We start from the raw sequence: 14,764 nt of genomic DNA, 5'->3' as shown, positions 1-14,764 counted from the left end.
AACAACGACGTACTGTAGGAGCAGGGCTTGCCCGCGAAGAGGCCCGAAAGTCTTGCACCGCCCCTGAGGACGCCATCGCGGCGATGGCTCCTACAAGATCGTGTCGTGTGCTCAATCCTCAAACAGGATCGGGCACTTATCCACACCCTCCAGCTTGACCAACTCCTCCACCACCGGCGCCCGCGCCCGTCTCAGGGTCAGGCTACGGCCTTCGCGTATCAACCGCCGGGCTTCCTGATGCAGCATCTCAACCCCCGAGTAGTCGATAAAGTTGATCTGCTGCGCCTCGATCACCACCTTCACCCCGTGCAACCGTTGCAACTGCACTTGCAGGTAATGGCTGGCACCGAAAAAGATCGACCCCCCCACCCGCAACACATCCTCGTCGCCATCGCGCCAATGCTGCACCCGTGGCTGCGAGGTGCGCTTGAGGTAGAAAAACAGCGAGGCCAGCACCCCGGCGTAAATCGCCGTCTGCAACTCCAGCAGCAAGGTCGCCACGCAGGTCAGGGCCATCACCGCGAACTCGGCGTGACTGACCCGGAACAGTGCCCGAATCCCCCGCCGGTCCACCAATCCCCAACTGATCAGCAGGATACTGCCGGCCATCGCCGGGATCGGGATATGCGCAATCAGCGCCGAGCCGGTCACGGCGAACAGCGCCACCCAGAGCGCGGAAAACACCCCGGCCAGCGGTGAGCAGGCCCCGGCCTCATAACTCAGCGCGGCGCGGGTGAACGAGCCAGCGGACAGGTAGCCGGAAAACAGGCTGCCGATCATGTTCGACAGGCCCTGGGCGCGGACCTCCTGATTGGCATCGAGCAATTGCTGCGAACGGGCGGACAACGAGCGGGCAATCGACAGGCTGGTCACCAGCCCGAGCATGCCCACCGCGACGGCACTGGGCAGCAGGCGCAGGATGGTCTCCAGGTCCAGCGGCAAGGCGCTGAACGGCGGCAACCGGCCGATAAAACCCTTGACCAGTTGCACATGCCCGAACAGGCCCGGGCACAGCCAGACCAGCGTGCTGGCCAGGACCAGGGTGATCAGCAGGGTCGGCCAGCGTGGCAGCAGGGATTTGAGGGTAAAGCCGAGGATCAGGGTGCCCAGCCCCAGCAGCAGCGAGGGTTTGTCCAGTTCGCCGAGGTGCTGGCTCAGTTGCAGCAGGCTGTTCAGGGCGGTGGCCTGGTTGGGGATATCGAGCCCCAGCAGGTTCGGCAGTTGCCCGAGGGCGATGACCACGGCGGCGCCCAGGGTGAAACCCAGCACCACCGAATGCGAGACGAAGTTCACCAGGGCGCCGAAGCGCAGCATGCCCAGCAGCCACTGGAAGATCCCGGCGATGCAGGTCAGCAACAGGATCAGTGTCACGTAGTCCTGGCTGCCGGGTACCGCGAGGGGGCTGACACTGGCGAACAGGACAATCGAAATGGCGGCCGTGGGCCCGCAGATCAGGTGCCAGGACGAGCCCCAGAGACAGGCGATCAGTACCGGGACGATGGCCGCGTAGAGGCCGTATTCGGGTGGCAGGCCGGCGATCAGCGCATAGGCGACCGATTGCGGCAGGGCCAGGATGGCGCCGCTCAGGCCGACGATCAGGTCACGGCTGACGCTGGCGCGGGTTTGCCGGGGCAACCAGCTGAGAAATGGCAGGAGTTTGTGGCGGTTGGTCCAGCCCATGGGTCTCTCGGTCGGATGAGGCGGTGTCAGGGTGAGGGGTATATCTGAGATTTTCGCGGTGAAACACCGACCTGCAGGAGCCGGCTTGCTGGCGATGGACCAGACAGTCGATGCAAGGCTTACGGGCCTCTTCGCTGGCAAGCCAGGCTCCTACAGATTTTGTGCCGTGCACAATGCCTGTGCTCGCCGCCTAACTGTAGGAGCAGAGCTTGCTCGCGAAGAGGCCCTTGAACGTTGCACAGCCCTCAAGGCCGCCATCGCCAGCAAGCCGGCTCCTACACGTCGGATTGTGTGTTGGCCGTTAGAGCTTGGCCTTCACCGCCGACAACCCATCCTGGCCATCCACGGTCTTGACCCCGTCCAGCCACTTGTCCAGCACCGCCGGATTGGCCTTGATCCAGGCCTTGGCCGCGTCGGCATTGGTCAGCTTCTTGTTTACCACTTCGGCCATGATGCTGTTTTCCATGTCCTGGGTGAAGCTCAGGTTGCTCAGCAATTTGCCGACGTTCGGGCAGGCCTGTGCATAACCCTTGCGGGTCACGGTATAGACGCTACCGGTATCACCGAAGTATTTCTCGCCACCCTTGAGATAGTGCATCTTCATCTGCACGTTCATCGGGTGCGGGGTCCAGCCGAGGAACACCACGAACTTCTGCTTCTTCACCGAACGGGCCACTTCAGCCAGCATCGCCTGCTCGCTGGACTCCACCAGTTTCCACTGGCCGAGGTCGAACTCGTTCTTCTTGATGATCTCCCCCAGCGAGATATTGGCCGGCGCGCCGGAGCCGATGCCATAGAGCTTCTTGTCGAACTTGTCGGCGAACTTGTTCAGGTCGGCAAAGTTATGCACACCCGCGTCCCAGACATAATCCGGGACCGCCAGGGTGAATTCGGTGCCGTCGAGGTTCTTCGCCAGTTGCGTGACATCGCCGTTGGCCACGAACTTGTCGTAGAAACCCTGCTGCGCCGGCATCCAGTTGCCGAGGAACGCATCCACCTGGCCGTCCTTGAGACCGCCATAGGTGATCGGCACCGCCAGGGTGTCGACCTTGGCCTTGTAGCCCAGGCCATCCAGCAGCAGGCTGGTGATGGCGTTGGTCGCGGCAATATCGCTCCAGCCCGGATCGGCCATTTTCACCGTGTCGCAGCTCTGCTCGGCATAGGCACTCAGGCTGCTCATGGCCAGGAGGCCTACCGTCAGTGCTGTGGATAACTTCTTCATCGCCTTCCCCTTACGTTCGTTATTGATTTTGGCAGGGTTGTGGATAACGCGCTTTGCGTTCCAGATCGTCGAGGTCGATATGGTTGCGCATGTATTGCTGACTGGCGTCCACCAGTGGCTGGTGATCCCAGCTCTTCAGCTTTCCTTGGGTCAGCGCGCTGGCGACGAAACGCCGCCGGCGCTGACTGGCGAGCACCTGTTGGTGGATCGCCGGGATGTTCCATTTCGCCCGGGCTTCGGCCAGGAAGTCGTTGAAGAGTGCTTGGTGCGGCGCTGACTGGCTGAGTTCTTCCTCCTCGCGTGGGTCATGGTGGATATCGAAGAGCAGACAGGGGTCGTCTTCGCTGTAGATGAATTTGTAGGCGCCGCGACGAATCATCATCAGCGGGCTGATGGTGCCTTCGGCCATGTATTCGCCGAACACTTCGTCGTGGCCGCCCTCGCCTTTCAGGTGTGGGACCAGAGAGCGCCCGTCCAGCGGCAGCTCGGCCTGCAGCGTGCCGCCGGCCAGTTCCACCAGGGTCGGCAGCAGGTCGGCGGTGGAGACCGCGGCGCTGACGCGTCCGGCGGCGAACTGACCCGGGGCGCTGATCAGCAGCGGCACCCGCGCGGACATTTCGAACCAGTGCATTTTGTACCAGAGGCCGCGCTCGCCGAGCATGTCGCCGTGGTCGCCGGAGAACACGATCACCGTGTCCTCGGCCAGCCCGGTTTCCTCCAGGGTTTGCAGGAGTTTGCCGACGTTGCTGTCGATATAGCTGCATGCGCCGAAGTAGGCACGACGGGCATCGCGGATCTTATCCACAGGCAGCGGCTTGTCCCACAGGTCGTAGACCTTGAGCAAACGCTGGGAGTGCGGATCGAGGCTGTCCTGGGCCGGGGTCTGCGGCAACGGGATATCTTCGTCGCGATACAGGTCCCAGAAGGCCTTGGGAATGGTGTAGGGATCGTGGGGGTGGGTCATGGACACGGTCAGGCAGAACGGCTGGTTGCCGTCTTCGCGCACATGGTCGAACAGGTATTGCTGCGCCTTGAAGACCACCTCTTCATCGAAGTCCAGCTGGTTGGTGCGCACGCAGGGACCGGCCTGCAGCACCGAGGACATGTTGTGGTACCAGGTCGGCCGCACGTCGGGCTCGTCCCAGTTCACCGCCCAGCCATAGTCCGCCGGGTAGATATCGCTGGTCAGGCGCTCTTCGTAGCCATGCAACTGGTCCGGCCCGCAGAAGTGCATCTTGCCCGACAGCGCGGTGCGATAGCCCAGGCGCCGCAGATAGTGGGCATAGGTCGGTACGTCGGCGGGGAAATCGGCGGCGTTGTCGTAGGCACCGATCTTGCTCGGCAACTGGCCACTGACCAGGGTAAAACGTGAAGGCGCGCAGAGCGGGCTGTTGCAGTAGGCGGCATCGAAGACCACGCCTTCGGCGGCCAGGCGGCTCAGGTTCGGAAGCTTGATGGGCGATGCACCGTAGAGCGGCAACAGGGGCGCGGCCATTTGATCGGCCATGATGAAGAGAATGTTCTTGCGCTTCATGTAATCGCGGCATTCCATAGTGAATTGTTATGCGATAGTGCTGCGATCCAGCATGTGGCTCACTGAATCTGTGGTAAAGCCCCTGCAAAACAATGACTAGGATAAGTACAGCTTATGTATGAAGCGCTGGGTGACCTGTCCCTCGATCTGCTCCGGGCCTTTGAAGCGGCGGCCCGTCATCACAGCTTTACCGCCGCGGCGGTGGAGCTGGGCACGACTCAGCCGGCCATCAGCCAGCAGATCAAGCGCCTGGAAGACCAGTTGACCACCCGCCTGTTCGACCGCATCTACCGGGGCATCGAGTTGACCGAAGCCGGTTCGATTCTGTTCGAGCAGGTGCAGGCCGGTTTGCAGAGCATCGACAGTGGCTTGAGCGCGGTCACCGCCCAGCGTCAGCACGAGGTGCTGCAGGTCGCTACCGACTTTGCTTTTGCCGCCTATTGGTTGATGCCGCGCCTGCACCGTTTTCATGCGGCCAATCCGCAGGTCGATGTCAGCCTGGTGACCAGTGAGCGTAGCCACAACATGTTGCGCACTGATATCGATGTGGCGGTGTTGTTCGGCAAGGGCCGTTTCAAGCAGGGCGAGAGTCATTGGCTGTTCAGCGAGGAAGTGTTTCCGGTGTGCAGCCCGCAATTGCTCAAGGGCCGCGAGCTGCCGCTGCCCACCGAGGCCCTGCTGGAGTTTCCCCTGCTGCACCTCAAGGGCGAAAACAGCAGCCACTGGTTCGACTGGAGCGGGGTTTTTCGCGAACTGGGACTGACCACGGCACCGGCGCCGGGGCAATTGCGCTTCGACAACTACACCTTGCTGATCCAGGCGGCGATCGGCGGCCAGGGCGTGGCCATCGGCTGGCGTCACCTGGTGGATAATCTGTTGGAGCAGGGATTGTTATGCCGGCCGATCAGCCAGACGGCGATTTCCACTTTTGGCTATTACGTGGTCTTGCCCCAGCGTAAACGGCGTGGCGCGCTGATCCAGCGTTTCTTCGACTGGTTGATGGCCGAGCAGGCCGACAGTGCGCAATCGCTGGTGGGGCTGGGCTTGCCCTCGATTGCGGTGTAGCGTTAGGCCATTAACCGACGCTGAACGGGAGCGGCATGCAACGTATCAAGGGTTATCACGCCCACATCTATTTCGATGCTTCGACCCTGGAGCAGGCCCGTGAGCTATGTGAGCTGGCGGCGACGACCTTTCCACTGCAGATGGGACGGGTGCACGAGCGCCCGGTGGGACCTCATCCGGACTGGAGCTGCCAACTGGCGTTCGAAGCGCAATATATCGGCGTGGTCTTGCCGTGGCTGGCGTTGCACCGCAAGGGCCTGGTGGTGTTCATCCATCCCCTGACCGGCGATGACCTGGCCGACCATCGCGATCATGGGATCTGGATGGGGGCGGTCAGGCCATTGGATCTGTCGCTGTTCTAGGCGGTCAGTTCAGCACGCCGTCGAGAATCTCGTAGACAACCCCGGTGCCGATGGTAATCAGGACCACGTCATTGCCTATGCGCCGCCACTCGTAACCCTCATACCTCGGCAGGCGGCTCAGTGCCCGGTCGTCCAGGCGCTCGCCTTCGTAGCCCCGTGGCAGCGGCCGGCCACGTTCCAGACGGTAGCCCGGTGGCGGTGGCGCGCCACGGCCGAAGTGTTCACGGTCATCATGAATGATCTGCCGGACCGGGCCGAAGTCCTGGGGCGGACGGTGCATATTGCGCTCGTCATGGCCTCTGTCCGGACCCCGTTGGTCATAGCCACCGTGATCATGGTCTTCGCCGTGCCATTGATCCTCGGCATGCAGCAGCGGACTGGCGCTCAGTACCAGCAGACCAAGACCGGCCATCAGGCGTTTGGGCATTTTCATCGGGGGCATTCCTCACCACACGGGCAATACATCGAATAGGGGTGAAGATTTGGCTTCAAACCCCCGGGTCATACTTTATTAGTCCGCATGGTGGCGTTTAGATTCCTTTGTATCAGGAACTTTACCTTTGGCCGGCGCCGACGTTATCGCCAGCGATCATGCCGTTCGCTCATGCCGTGTCGCAGGGTTTCGAGGCGTTCGCGCAAGGAGGTATCGTTCGCCGGCTCGCCGACGGTTCTTGCGGGATCGGAGGCCAGGCTCGTGGCGCTGGGCGCCAGGGCTTCGAACGCGAACAGGCTGGACAGGTCTTGTCGCGGTGGCGGCGTTTGGCGTGGAAGCGAAGTGACCGACCCGAGCCGCTTTGGGCGCGGGATTTCAGTGACGGACAGGTGATCGAGGAAGGTACAGGCGACAGCGAGGGTCATAGGGGGCATCCATGTTCATAGGTAACGATCCAGCGCTCCTGCGCGGCCGTCTCTTGCCGGTATTTCCCGGAAAGAGCATGTAATGATTACGCCTTTGACAGAGCAGTTCTGTCAATAAACGCTCAGGTTGGTGCCCATGAAAAAGGGACCCAGGGCGGTGGCCCTGGATCCCTCTGTGCCGTGCCGCGTGGTTCAGCGCGCGGTACGTACGCCTTCGGCGAGGGCCGCGCAGAGGCTCAGCACGCCATCGATGGCCTGCTCATCGCTGCTGGCGTTGGCGATGTGATCGATCAGCGCCGAGCCGACCACCACGCCATCCGCCAACCGGGCGATGGCCGCGGCCTGCTCCGGGGTGCGGATACCGAAACCGATGCTGATCGGCAGGTCGGTGTGACGACGCAGGCGGGCCACCGCTTCTTCGACGTGTTCCAGGGTCGCCGAGCCGGCACCGGTCACACCGGCCACCGACACGTAGTAGACGAAGCCGGAGCTGCCGTTGAGCACGGTGGGCAGGCGGACGTCGTCGGTGGTCGGCGTGGTCAGGCGGATAAAGTCCAGGCCGGCGGCCTGGGCCGGGTCGCACAGCTCGCCGTTATGTTCCGGTGGCAGGTCGACCACGATCAGGCCGTCGACACCGGCTGCCTTGGCGTCGGCGATAAAACGCGGCACGCCGTAGTGGTGGATCGGGTTGAAGTAACCCATCAGCACCAACGGGGTGTCGTTGTTCTCGGCGCGGAATTCGCGAACCATCTGCAGGGTTTTTGCCAGGTTCTGCTTGGCGGTCAGGGCACGGATGTTCGCCAGCTGGATCGCCGGGCCGTCGGCCATCGGATCGGTGAAGGGCATGCCCAGCTCGATCACATCGGCACCGGCCTTGGGCAGGCCCTTGAGGATCGCCAGGGAGGTGTCATAACCCGGATCGCCGGCGGTGATAAAGGTCACCAGGGCGGCGCGGTTCTGTTCTTTCAGCTCGGCAAAGCGGGTTTGCAGGCGGCTCATCAGTGTTTCTCCTGCTGGGACTGTTGCATGTGGTGCATGACGGTTTGCATGTCCTTGTCACCGCGACCGGACAGGTTGACCACCATCAGGTGATCCTTGGGCAGGGTCGGCGCCCGCTTGAACACTTCGGCCAGGGCATGGGCGCTTTCCAGGGCCGGGATAATGCCTTCGAGACGGCAGCACTGGTGGAACGCGGCCAGGGCTTCGTGATCGGTGATCGAGGTGTACTGGACGCGACCGATATCGTGCAACCAGGCGTGTTCCGGGCCGATGCCGGGGTAGTCGAGGCCGGCGGAAATCGAGTGGGCGTCGATGATCTGGCCGTCGTCGTCCTGCAGCAGGAAGGTCCGGTTGCCGTGCAGCACGCCCGGGACGCCGCCGTTCAGGCTGGCGGCGTGCTTGCCGGTTTCGATACCGTGGCCGGCCGCTTCGACGCCGATGATTTCGACGCTGGTGTCATCGAGGAACGGGTGGAACAGGCCCATGGCGTTGGAGCCGCCACCGATGCACGCCACCAGGCTGTCGGGCAGGCGCCCTTCCTGGGCTTGCAACTGGTCGCGGGTTTCCTTGCCGATCACCGCCTGGAAGTCGCGGACCATGGCCGGATACGGGTGCGGGCCGGCGACGGTGCCGATCAGGTAGAAGGTGCTGTCGACGTTGGTCACCCAGTCGCGCAGGGCTTCGTTCATCGCGTCCTTCAGGGTGCCGGTGCCGGCGACCACCGGGATCACTTCGGCGCCCAGCAGCTTCATGCGGAACACGTTGGCCTGCTGGCGCTCGATATCGGTGGTGCCCATGTAGATCACGCAGTCCAGGCCGAAACGCGCGGCGACGGTGGCGGTGGCCACGCCGTGCATGCCGGCGCCGGTCTCGGCGATGATGCGTTTCTTGCCCATGCGCCGCGCCAGCAGGATCTGGCCGATGCAGTTGTTGATCTTGTGGGCGCCGGTGTGGTTCAGCTCTTCGCGCTTGAGGTAGATCTTCGCGCCGCCGCAGTGTTCGGTCAGGCGTTCGGCGAAGTACAGCGGGCTCGGACGACCGACGTAGTCGCGCTGGAAGTAGGCCAGTTCCTCGATGAACGCAGGATCGATCTTGGCGGCTTCGTATTCGCGGTTCAGGTCGAGGATCAACGGCATCAGGGTTTCGGCCACGTAGCGGCCGCCGAATGCGCCGAACAGGCCGTTGGCGTCGGGGCCGTTGCGCAGGTTGGACTGGGTCATGGGAGGCTCCAGGTGGGCGATTGAATGTTCGATGGGGTTCACTCTAACCATGACAGGCGCGGATGAAAACCGATAAGATCGCCGTAACCTGTCAGGAAAACTCACAGATACCATGAGCCGTGACCTTCCCCCGCTCAATGCCTTGCGCGCCTTCGAGGCCACCGCCCGCTTGAACAGCGTCAGTCAGGCCGCCGAACAGCTGCATGTGACCCATGGAGCGGTCAGCCGGCAGTTGAAAGTGCTTGAGGAACATCTGGGCCTGAGCCTGTTCGCCAAGGAAGGCCGCGGCCTGAAACTCACAGATGCGGGCGTTCGCCTGCGCGACGCCAGTTTCGAGGCGTTCGAACGGCTGCGGGCGGTCTGCGCCGAGTTGACCCAGAACACGGCGGATGCGCCCTTTGTGCTGGGCTGTTCCGGGAGCCTGCTGGCGCGCTGGTTTATTCCGCGACTGGGGCGGCTGAATGCCGATTTGCCCGACCTGCGCCTGCACCTGTCGGCGGGTGAAGGCGATCTCGATCCGCGCAAGCCGGGGCTCGATGCCCTGTTGCTGTTCGCCGAGCCGCCGTGGCCGGCGGATATGCAGGTTATAGAACTGGCGAGCGAGCGCATCGGCCCGGTCATGAGTCCGCATTTTGCCCGTTACGAGTCATTGCTACGGGCCCCGGCCCGTGGCCTGGTGGGTGAAGCGCTGTTGCACACCACCTCACGACCCCAGGCCTGGCCCAGCTGGGCGCGGCAGAACGGTATCGATGCGGCGCAGTTGAAGTACGGACAGGGTTTCGAGCATCTGTACTACCTGCTCGAAGCGGCGGTGGCCGGTTTGGGGGTGGCGATCGCGCCGCAGCCGCTGGTAGCGGACGATTTGCGTGGCGGTCGGCTGGTGGCGCCCTGGGGCTTCAATGAAACCCCGGGGCGGCTGGCCTTGTGGCTACCCCGGCGCGCCACGGACGGACGCGCCCAGCAGTTGGCCCAATGGCTCAAGACCGAGTTGGAACACAGGGCTTAATCGCCGCGTTTGCACAACAGGTAAGCGGCCAAAAGCCCCAGCGCACCCACCGCGACACCGGCGGTTGTCCACGGATGTTCCTGGGCATAATCACGGGTCGCAATCCCGGTTTCGCGGGTTCTGACCTTGACCTCTTCATAGGCATCGCTGAGCAGGTGACGTGAATGCTTGAGTGCGTTCTCGGCATTGCTCTTGAGGGCCTTGAGGGTTTTGCGCGACTCGTCCGAGGCGTCGTCCTTGAGGCTTTCGAGGGACTTGAGCAGGCTCTCGATTTCGGCTTCCATGCTTTGCAATGAGGCTTTGCGTAGTGCGTTGCTGGCCATATCGGCGTTCTCCCGCAGTTGAGTGGCGTGTGCAGATTGGGACTCCAGCGCGCGGTGAAAGTGCAGAAAATCTGCAGCGGATCACGAAATCACTCGACAGCGAGCTGTGGGAAAAATCACTGCTAGGCTCTCTGGACAGCCCCCGGGACTTAGGAGAACAGCATGAGCGACCACCACACCTACAAGAAAATCGAACTGGTAGGTTCTTCCCCCACCAGTATCGAAGACGCCATCAACAATGCCCTGGCCGAAGCCGGTAAAAGCATCAAGCATCTGGAATGGTTCGAGGTGCTTGATACCCGTGGGCATATCAAGGACAACAAGGCTGCGCACTTCCAGGTCACCCTGAAAGTCGGCTTCAGAATCGCCAATAGCTGAACAAATACTGGCCTTTTGAACTTATAGACTGGCCGACTGCCATATTGATTGCTATACAGAGGGGGCTAAATAGCCCGAGGTGCGTCGCCCAAAAGCCGACGCACTTTTTTTGATCTGACCAGGGAATATGATCGATGAAGAAGCTTGTGCTGGCGGTAGCGTTGTTGAGTCTGGCGGGAACCGCCCTTGCGGCGGGCAAGCCATGCGACGTGGTGGAGAAGGACATCAAGGACAAGCTTGAAGCCAAGGGCGTTCATGGTTATTCGCTGCAGATCGTCGATGCAGGCAGCAATACGGGTTCCGATGGCAAGACCGTTGGCCGCTGCGAGGCGGGTAAGAAGGAAATCGTCTACAAGCGCAAATAAGCGTGAGTGGGGATCAAAGCCGGCGCCAGGCGCCGGCTTTTCTGTTTCTGGCCGTCAGCCCTTCATGACCTGCGCCAGCAACTCGTAGGAATGCAGTCGATCGGCATGTTCATACAGGTCGCAGGTGAAGATCAGCTCATCGGCCTGGGTCTGCTCGATCAGGACTTCCAGCTTGGCGCGGATCTTCTCGGGGCTGCCGACCATCGCCAGGCCGAGGAAACTCGCCACCGCTTCTCTTTCGTGGGGCAGCCACAGGCCATCCATGGTCTGCACCGGCGGCCGTTGCACCAGGCTCTGGCCACGCATCAGCGCAAGGATGCGCTGGTACACCGAGGTCGCCAGGTAGTCGGCCTTTTCATCGGTATCCGCGGCCACCAGCGGTACGCCGAGCATCACGTAGGGTTTGTCGAGCACCGCCGAAGGCTTGAAGTGATTGCGGTAGACGCGAATCGCCTCATGCATGTAGCGCGGTGCGAAATGTGAGGCGAAGGCGTAGGGCAAACCCCGCTCCCCAGCCAGCTGTGCACTGAACAGGCTCGAACCCAGCAGCCAGACCGGCACCTGGGTACCGGTGCCCGGCATGGCGATGACCCGTTGTTCCGGTGTGCGCGGGCCGAGGTAGCCCATCAGCTCAGTGACATCTTCGGGGAAGTCGTCGGCGCTGCCCGAACGCTCGCGGCGCAGGGCCCGGGCGGTCATCTGGTCGGAACCCGGGGCGCGGCCCAGGCCCAGGTCGATACGGCCGGGATAGAGACTTTCCAGGGTGCCGAACTGTTCGGCGATCACCAGGGGCGCATGGTTGGGCAGCATCACGCCGCCGGAACCGACGCGAATGGTCGAGGTGCCGCCCGCCAGGTAACCCAGCAGCACGGACGTCGCCGAACTGGCGATTCCGTCCATGTTGTGGTGCTCGGCGACCCAGAAGCGGTGGTAGCCGAACTTTTCCACATGACGGGCCAGATCCAGCGAATTGCGCAGGGATTGGCCCGGGCTGCCGTCCTGGCGCACGGGCACCAGGTCGAGGGTGGAAAACTTGACGTCGGACAGTCGCTTCATGAGCCTGCTACTCCTGTGAGGGTACGCAGGCTTCGTCTGCTGTCGAAAAACCTGCCGGTCTCCAGGGAATGTGGGCATATACCCGAGTTTCAAGGGGAGAGCTGTTTTTAACCGGCATTTTTTTCAGATGAGTCTTACGGGGTGAACTTTAATCCAGCGTCTATCCTCAGAACCTTGACCCCGGCGTGAACCCTTCGCGCCGGCTTTTGAGGAGGCAGCTATGAGTATCACGAAGAAAGCATCGGCTCATTGGGCAGGCGACCTGAAAACCGGTATTGGTTCCATTTCCACGGAAACCGGGGTGTTGCGTGAAGCGCCTTACGGTTTCAAGGCACGTTTCGAAGGCGGCAAGGGCACCAACCCGGAAGAACTGATCGGTGCCGCCCACGCGGGGTGTTTCTCCATGGCCTTTTCGATGATTCTCGGCGAGGCCGGGCTCAAGGCCGACAGTATCGACACCCAGGCCGAAGTGACCCTGGACCAGGTTGACGGTGGTTTTGCGATCACCGCGGTGCACCTGATTCTCAAGGCGAAAATCCCCGGCGCCAGCCAGCAGCAGTTCGATGAGCTGAGCAAAAAGGCCAAGGAAGGTTGTCCGGTGTCCAAGGTGTTGAACGCGAAGATCAGCCTCACCGGGACCTTGGTGCACTGATTGCGCACCGGCAAGACCCAGGGATGTGAGGCGGCTCAGAACTTGGCTGGCGCAAGTGTGGTCGAATGAACTGTGGCAGTTTGCGCGTACGCCCTGGCGACGCGCTGCCGTAGTCAAGGAGTTCGACCATGAAACGTATTGCCCTGGGGATTTTCTGTTGCGTGCTGGCCACCTCGGCCCTGGCCGCGACCAAGCCGTGTGAAGAGCTCAAGTCCGAGATCGAAACCAAGATCCAGGCGGCCGGCGTCAGTTCCTACACCCTGGAGATCGTTGCCAGGGATGAAGTCCACGACCAGAACATGGTCGTGGGCAGTTGTGAAGGCGGCAGCAAGAAAATCATCTACCAGAAGAACGACCGCTGAAGCTACGGAATGCAGAACACATTGTTCTGCTCCGCCACGACTTCACCCTTGTCGTTGTACAGCCGCGCGCTGGCGTTGAAGCCCAGGGCTATACCCTCCAGGCGGTAACGCCGGCCGGCTTCGAAGTGATCGTAGTGCACGCTCAGGTAGCACAGCCGGTTCGGCGGGTCGGTGTTCATCGCCATGCCGCCGATATAGACCTCGTAATCGAAACGAGCCAGGAGGTCATGGCTGCCCGGCGTGACCTGGAAAAAGCGTCCGTCGCGCAGACGCTGCTTGTCCAGGCTTTCGGCCATGATCACCGTACCGGTGTGGGTGTCCAGGTCGACCCAGGCCATTTGCGGATTCACCGCCGGTAACGGACTGATACAGCCGCCCAGGCTGGCCAGGGCGAAGAGTACGGGGAGATGTTTGCGCATGATGTTTCCACTCTGTTCAGGAGATCAGCATACCTGCGTTCAGGGGTATCGGGACGCCCGGGCGTGAAGCTTGTGGTGGGGCCTCCCTGCGGTGAACACCTCAACCTCGATAATCTTCATGGAAAAGCCTTCAGCCCGCGCGCTAGTCTTGTGTCTGCTCCCTGCAGGTGATTCCCATGATGTTCAGGCCCGTGGTACGCGGTTCGATAGGCGCCTTGCTGCTGTTGCTCGGTGGTTGCAGCAGTCTCAATTATTATAGCCAGCTGGCCGGTGGCCAGTTGAGCCTGTTGCACGCCCGGGAGCCGGTGGCCGAGGTGATTGCCGATCCGGCCCGGGACCCGAAACTGCGCGAACACCTGGCCCAGTCCCAGCAGGCGCGGGCCTTTGCCAGCGAGCATCTGCACCTGCCGGACAACCGCAGTTACCGCTTGTATGCGGATATCAAACGCCCTTATGTGGTCTGGAATGTCTTTGCCACGCCGGAATTTTCCCTGACCCCGCAGCAGCATTGTTTCCCGATTGCCGGTTGCGTGGCCTATCGCGGCTATTACAACCAGGGCGCGGCGCGGGGTGAGGCGGCGCTGCAGAAGCAGCAGGGCATGGACGTGTATATCGGCGGGGTCGAGGCCTACTCGACGCTGGGCTGGTTCGACGATCCGATTATCAGTTCGATGCTGACCTGGGGCGACGAGCGCCTGGCGACGCTGATCTTTCATGAACTGGCGCACCAGCGTTTTTATGTGAAGGACGACACCGAGTTCAATGAGTCCTATGCCAACTTCGTCGAGCAGGAAGGCACGCGGCAATGGCGGGCGGCGCGAGGCTTGCCGCCGGCCAAGGTCAACGATGTGGCGCAGAAGGATCAGTTTATCGAGCTGGTGCTGAAGACCCGGGCGCGCTTGCAGCAGTTGTATGCGCAGGCCTTGCCGGTCGAGCAGATGCGTGAGCGCAAGGCGCAGGAGTTCCAGCGCTTGCGGGACGAGTACCACCAGATGCAGGCGAGTCAGTGGGCGGGTGACAAGCGTTATGACGCCTGGATCAACGGGCCGCTGAATAACGCCAAGCTGCTGCCCTTCGGGCTGTATGACCAGTGGGTGCCGGCGTTTGCGGCGTTGTTCAAGCAAGTCAGTGGCGATTGGCCGGCGTTTTTCAATGCAGTGGAAAAACTGGGGGGCTTGCCGGTTGACGAACGCAAGGCGGCGTTGCGCCAATTGATGCCAGGCTGACTGACGCCTTCGCGGGCAAGCTCCGCTCCCACAGGTT

Annotated in this window: 18 protein-coding genes; 8 read left to right on the top strand and 10 right to left on the bottom strand. The window is 62.1% G+C overall.

Annotated elements, in window-relative coordinates; genetic code table 11:
* Nucleotides 1-111: 111 nt before the first annotated feature.
* The 3 genes from HX830_RS28130 to betC form a co-directional block, all read right to left on the bottom strand.
* The gene (locus HX830_RS28130; protein WP_103496227.1) at nucleotides 112-1,680 is read right to left on the bottom strand and encodes a SulP family inorganic anion transporter; all 1,569 of its coding nucleotides are present in this window, start codon (nucleotides 1,678-1,680) and stop codon (nucleotides 112-114) included.
* Between the two features lie 301 nt (nucleotides 1,681-1,981).
* Nucleotides 1,982-2,902 carry a choline ABC transporter substrate-binding protein gene (gene choX / locus HX830_RS28125; RefSeq protein ID WP_103496228.1) on the bottom strand — a complete coding sequence of 307 codons (921 nt, stop codon included), beginning with the start codon at nucleotides 2,900-2,902 and terminating at the stop codon, nucleotides 1,982-1,984.
* 19 nt (nucleotides 2,903-2,921) lie between these two features.
* Nucleotides 2,922-4,436, bottom strand: coding sequence for a choline-sulfatase (gene betC / locus HX830_RS28120; RefSeq protein WP_177103944.1), 1,515 nt, complete (start codon nucleotides 4,434-4,436; stop codon nucleotides 2,922-2,924).
* 114 nt (nucleotides 4,437-4,550) lie between these two features.
* Between betC and HX830_RS28115 the strand changes: the two genes are divergently transcribed.
* Nucleotides 4,551-5,501 (top strand): choline sulfate utilization transcriptional regulator, encoded by a 951-nt coding sequence (locus HX830_RS28115; protein WP_103496230.1) that lies wholly within the window; start codon nucleotides 4,551-4,553, stop codon nucleotides 5,499-5,501.
* A gap of 35 nt (nucleotides 5,502-5,536) precedes the next feature.
* Nucleotides 5,537-5,863: a DOPA 4,5-dioxygenase family protein gene (locus tag HX830_RS28110; RefSeq protein ID WP_152736554.1), complete on the top strand. Its 327-nt coding sequence runs from the start codon at nucleotides 5,537-5,539 to the stop codon at nucleotides 5,861-5,863.
* A gap of 4 nt (nucleotides 5,864-5,867) precedes the next feature.
* On the opposite strand, the gene HX830_RS28105 is transcribed toward HX830_RS28110, so the two are convergent.
* From HX830_RS28105 to trpB, 4 genes are all read right to left on the bottom strand, one after another.
* Nucleotides 5,868-6,296: an anti-virulence regulator CigR family protein gene (locus HX830_RS28105; protein ID WP_177103942.1), complete on the bottom strand. Its 429-nt coding sequence runs from the start codon at nucleotides 6,294-6,296 to the stop codon at nucleotides 5,868-5,870.
* A gap of 143 nt (nucleotides 6,297-6,439) precedes the next feature.
* Entirely contained in the window at nucleotides 6,440-6,721 is a 282-nt protein-coding gene (locus HX830_RS28100) for a hypothetical protein (RefSeq protein ID WP_177103939.1), read from the bottom strand.
* Between the two features lie 192 nt (nucleotides 6,722-6,913).
* Nucleotides 6,914-7,720 (bottom strand): tryptophan synthase subunit alpha, encoded by an 807-nt coding sequence (gene trpA, locus HX830_RS28095; RefSeq protein WP_152736551.1) that lies wholly within the window; start codon nucleotides 7,718-7,720, stop codon nucleotides 6,914-6,916.
* Entirely contained in the window at nucleotides 7,720-8,940 is a 1,221-nt protein-coding gene (gene trpB / locus HX830_RS28090; protein WP_100939965.1) for a tryptophan synthase subunit beta, read from the bottom strand. The genes trpA and trpB overlap by 1 nt, the downstream gene beginning before the upstream one ends.
* A 112-nt stretch (nucleotides 8,941-9,052) precedes the next feature.
* Between trpB and HX830_RS28085 the strand changes: the two genes are divergently transcribed.
* Nucleotides 9,053-9,946, top strand: a complete 894-nt coding sequence (locus HX830_RS28085; RefSeq protein WP_152736550.1) for a LysR family transcriptional regulator — start codon at nucleotides 9,053-9,055, stop codon at nucleotides 9,944-9,946.
* Here the strand turns inward: HX830_RS28085 and HX830_RS28080 are convergent.
* Complete coding sequence (locus HX830_RS28080; RefSeq protein WP_103496236.1) at nucleotides 9,943-10,269, bottom strand: DUF883 family protein; 327 nt, start codon at nucleotides 10,267-10,269, stop codon at nucleotides 9,943-9,945. The two genes, HX830_RS28085 and HX830_RS28080, sit on opposite strands and share 4 nt — an antisense overlap.
* Nucleotides 10,270-10,431: 162 nt before the next feature.
* Between HX830_RS28080 and HX830_RS28075 the strand changes: the two genes are divergently transcribed.
* Together HX830_RS28075 and HX830_RS28070 are read left to right on the top strand one after the other, a co-directional pair.
* Nucleotides 10,432-10,647 carry a dodecin gene (locus HX830_RS28075; protein WP_100939968.1) on the top strand — a complete coding sequence of 72 codons (216 nt, stop codon included), beginning with the start codon at nucleotides 10,432-10,434 and terminating at the stop codon, nucleotides 10,645-10,647.
* 134 nt (nucleotides 10,648-10,781) lie between these two features.
* Entirely contained in the window at nucleotides 10,782-11,012 is a 231-nt protein-coding gene (locus HX830_RS28070) for a DUF1161 domain-containing protein (RefSeq protein WP_177103937.1), read from the top strand.
* A 54-nt stretch (nucleotides 11,013-11,066) separates the two neighbouring features.
* Here the strand turns inward: HX830_RS28070 and HX830_RS28065 are convergent, their stop codons facing one another.
* A complete protein-coding gene (locus tag HX830_RS28065; protein ID WP_103496238.1) occupies nucleotides 11,067-12,068 on the bottom strand; it encodes an LLM class flavin-dependent oxidoreductase in 1,002 nt (333 codons plus the stop codon).
* Between the two features lie 220 nt (nucleotides 12,069-12,288).
* On the opposite strand from HX830_RS28065, the gene HX830_RS28060 reads away from it, so the two are divergent.
* Together HX830_RS28060 and HX830_RS28055 are read left to right on the top strand one after the other, a co-directional pair.
* On the top strand, nucleotides 12,289-12,720 hold the full coding sequence (locus HX830_RS28060; protein ID WP_103496239.1) for an OsmC family protein: 432 nt from the start codon (nucleotides 12,289-12,291) through the stop codon (nucleotides 12,718-12,720).
* A 128-nt stretch (nucleotides 12,721-12,848) separates the two neighbouring features.
* Nucleotides 12,849-13,082 carry a DUF1161 domain-containing protein gene (locus HX830_RS28055; protein WP_103496240.1) on the top strand — a complete coding sequence of 78 codons (234 nt, stop codon included), beginning with the start codon at nucleotides 12,849-12,851 and terminating at the stop codon, nucleotides 13,080-13,082.
* A 2-nt stretch (nucleotides 13,083-13,084) separates the two neighbouring features.
* Here HX830_RS28055 and HX830_RS28050 read toward each other — a convergent pair whose 3' ends face one another.
* Nucleotides 13,085-13,501 (bottom strand): PA0061/PA0062 family lipoprotein, encoded by a 417-nt coding sequence (locus HX830_RS28050; RefSeq protein WP_103496241.1) that lies wholly within the window; start codon nucleotides 13,499-13,501, stop codon nucleotides 13,085-13,087.
* A gap of 176 nt (nucleotides 13,502-13,677) precedes the next feature.
* Here HX830_RS28050 and HX830_RS28045 point away from each other — a divergent pair, with 176 nt between their 5' ends.
* The gene (locus HX830_RS28045) at nucleotides 13,678-14,727 is read left to right on the top strand and encodes an aminopeptidase (RefSeq protein WP_177103935.1); all 1,050 of its coding nucleotides are present in this window, start codon (nucleotides 13,678-13,680) and stop codon (nucleotides 14,725-14,727) included.
* The last annotated feature ends 37 nt before the right edge of the window (nucleotides 14,728-14,764 follow it).

The sequence above is a fragment of the Pseudomonas gingeri genome (assembly GCF_013385425.1).
Classification (GTDB): domain Bacteria; phylum Pseudomonadota; class Gammaproteobacteria; order Pseudomonadales; family Pseudomonadaceae; genus Aquipseudomonas; species Aquipseudomonas gingeri_D.
Note: the sequence above shows the minus strand (reverse complement) of the source record. Positions and strands in the feature narration are given on the sequence as shown.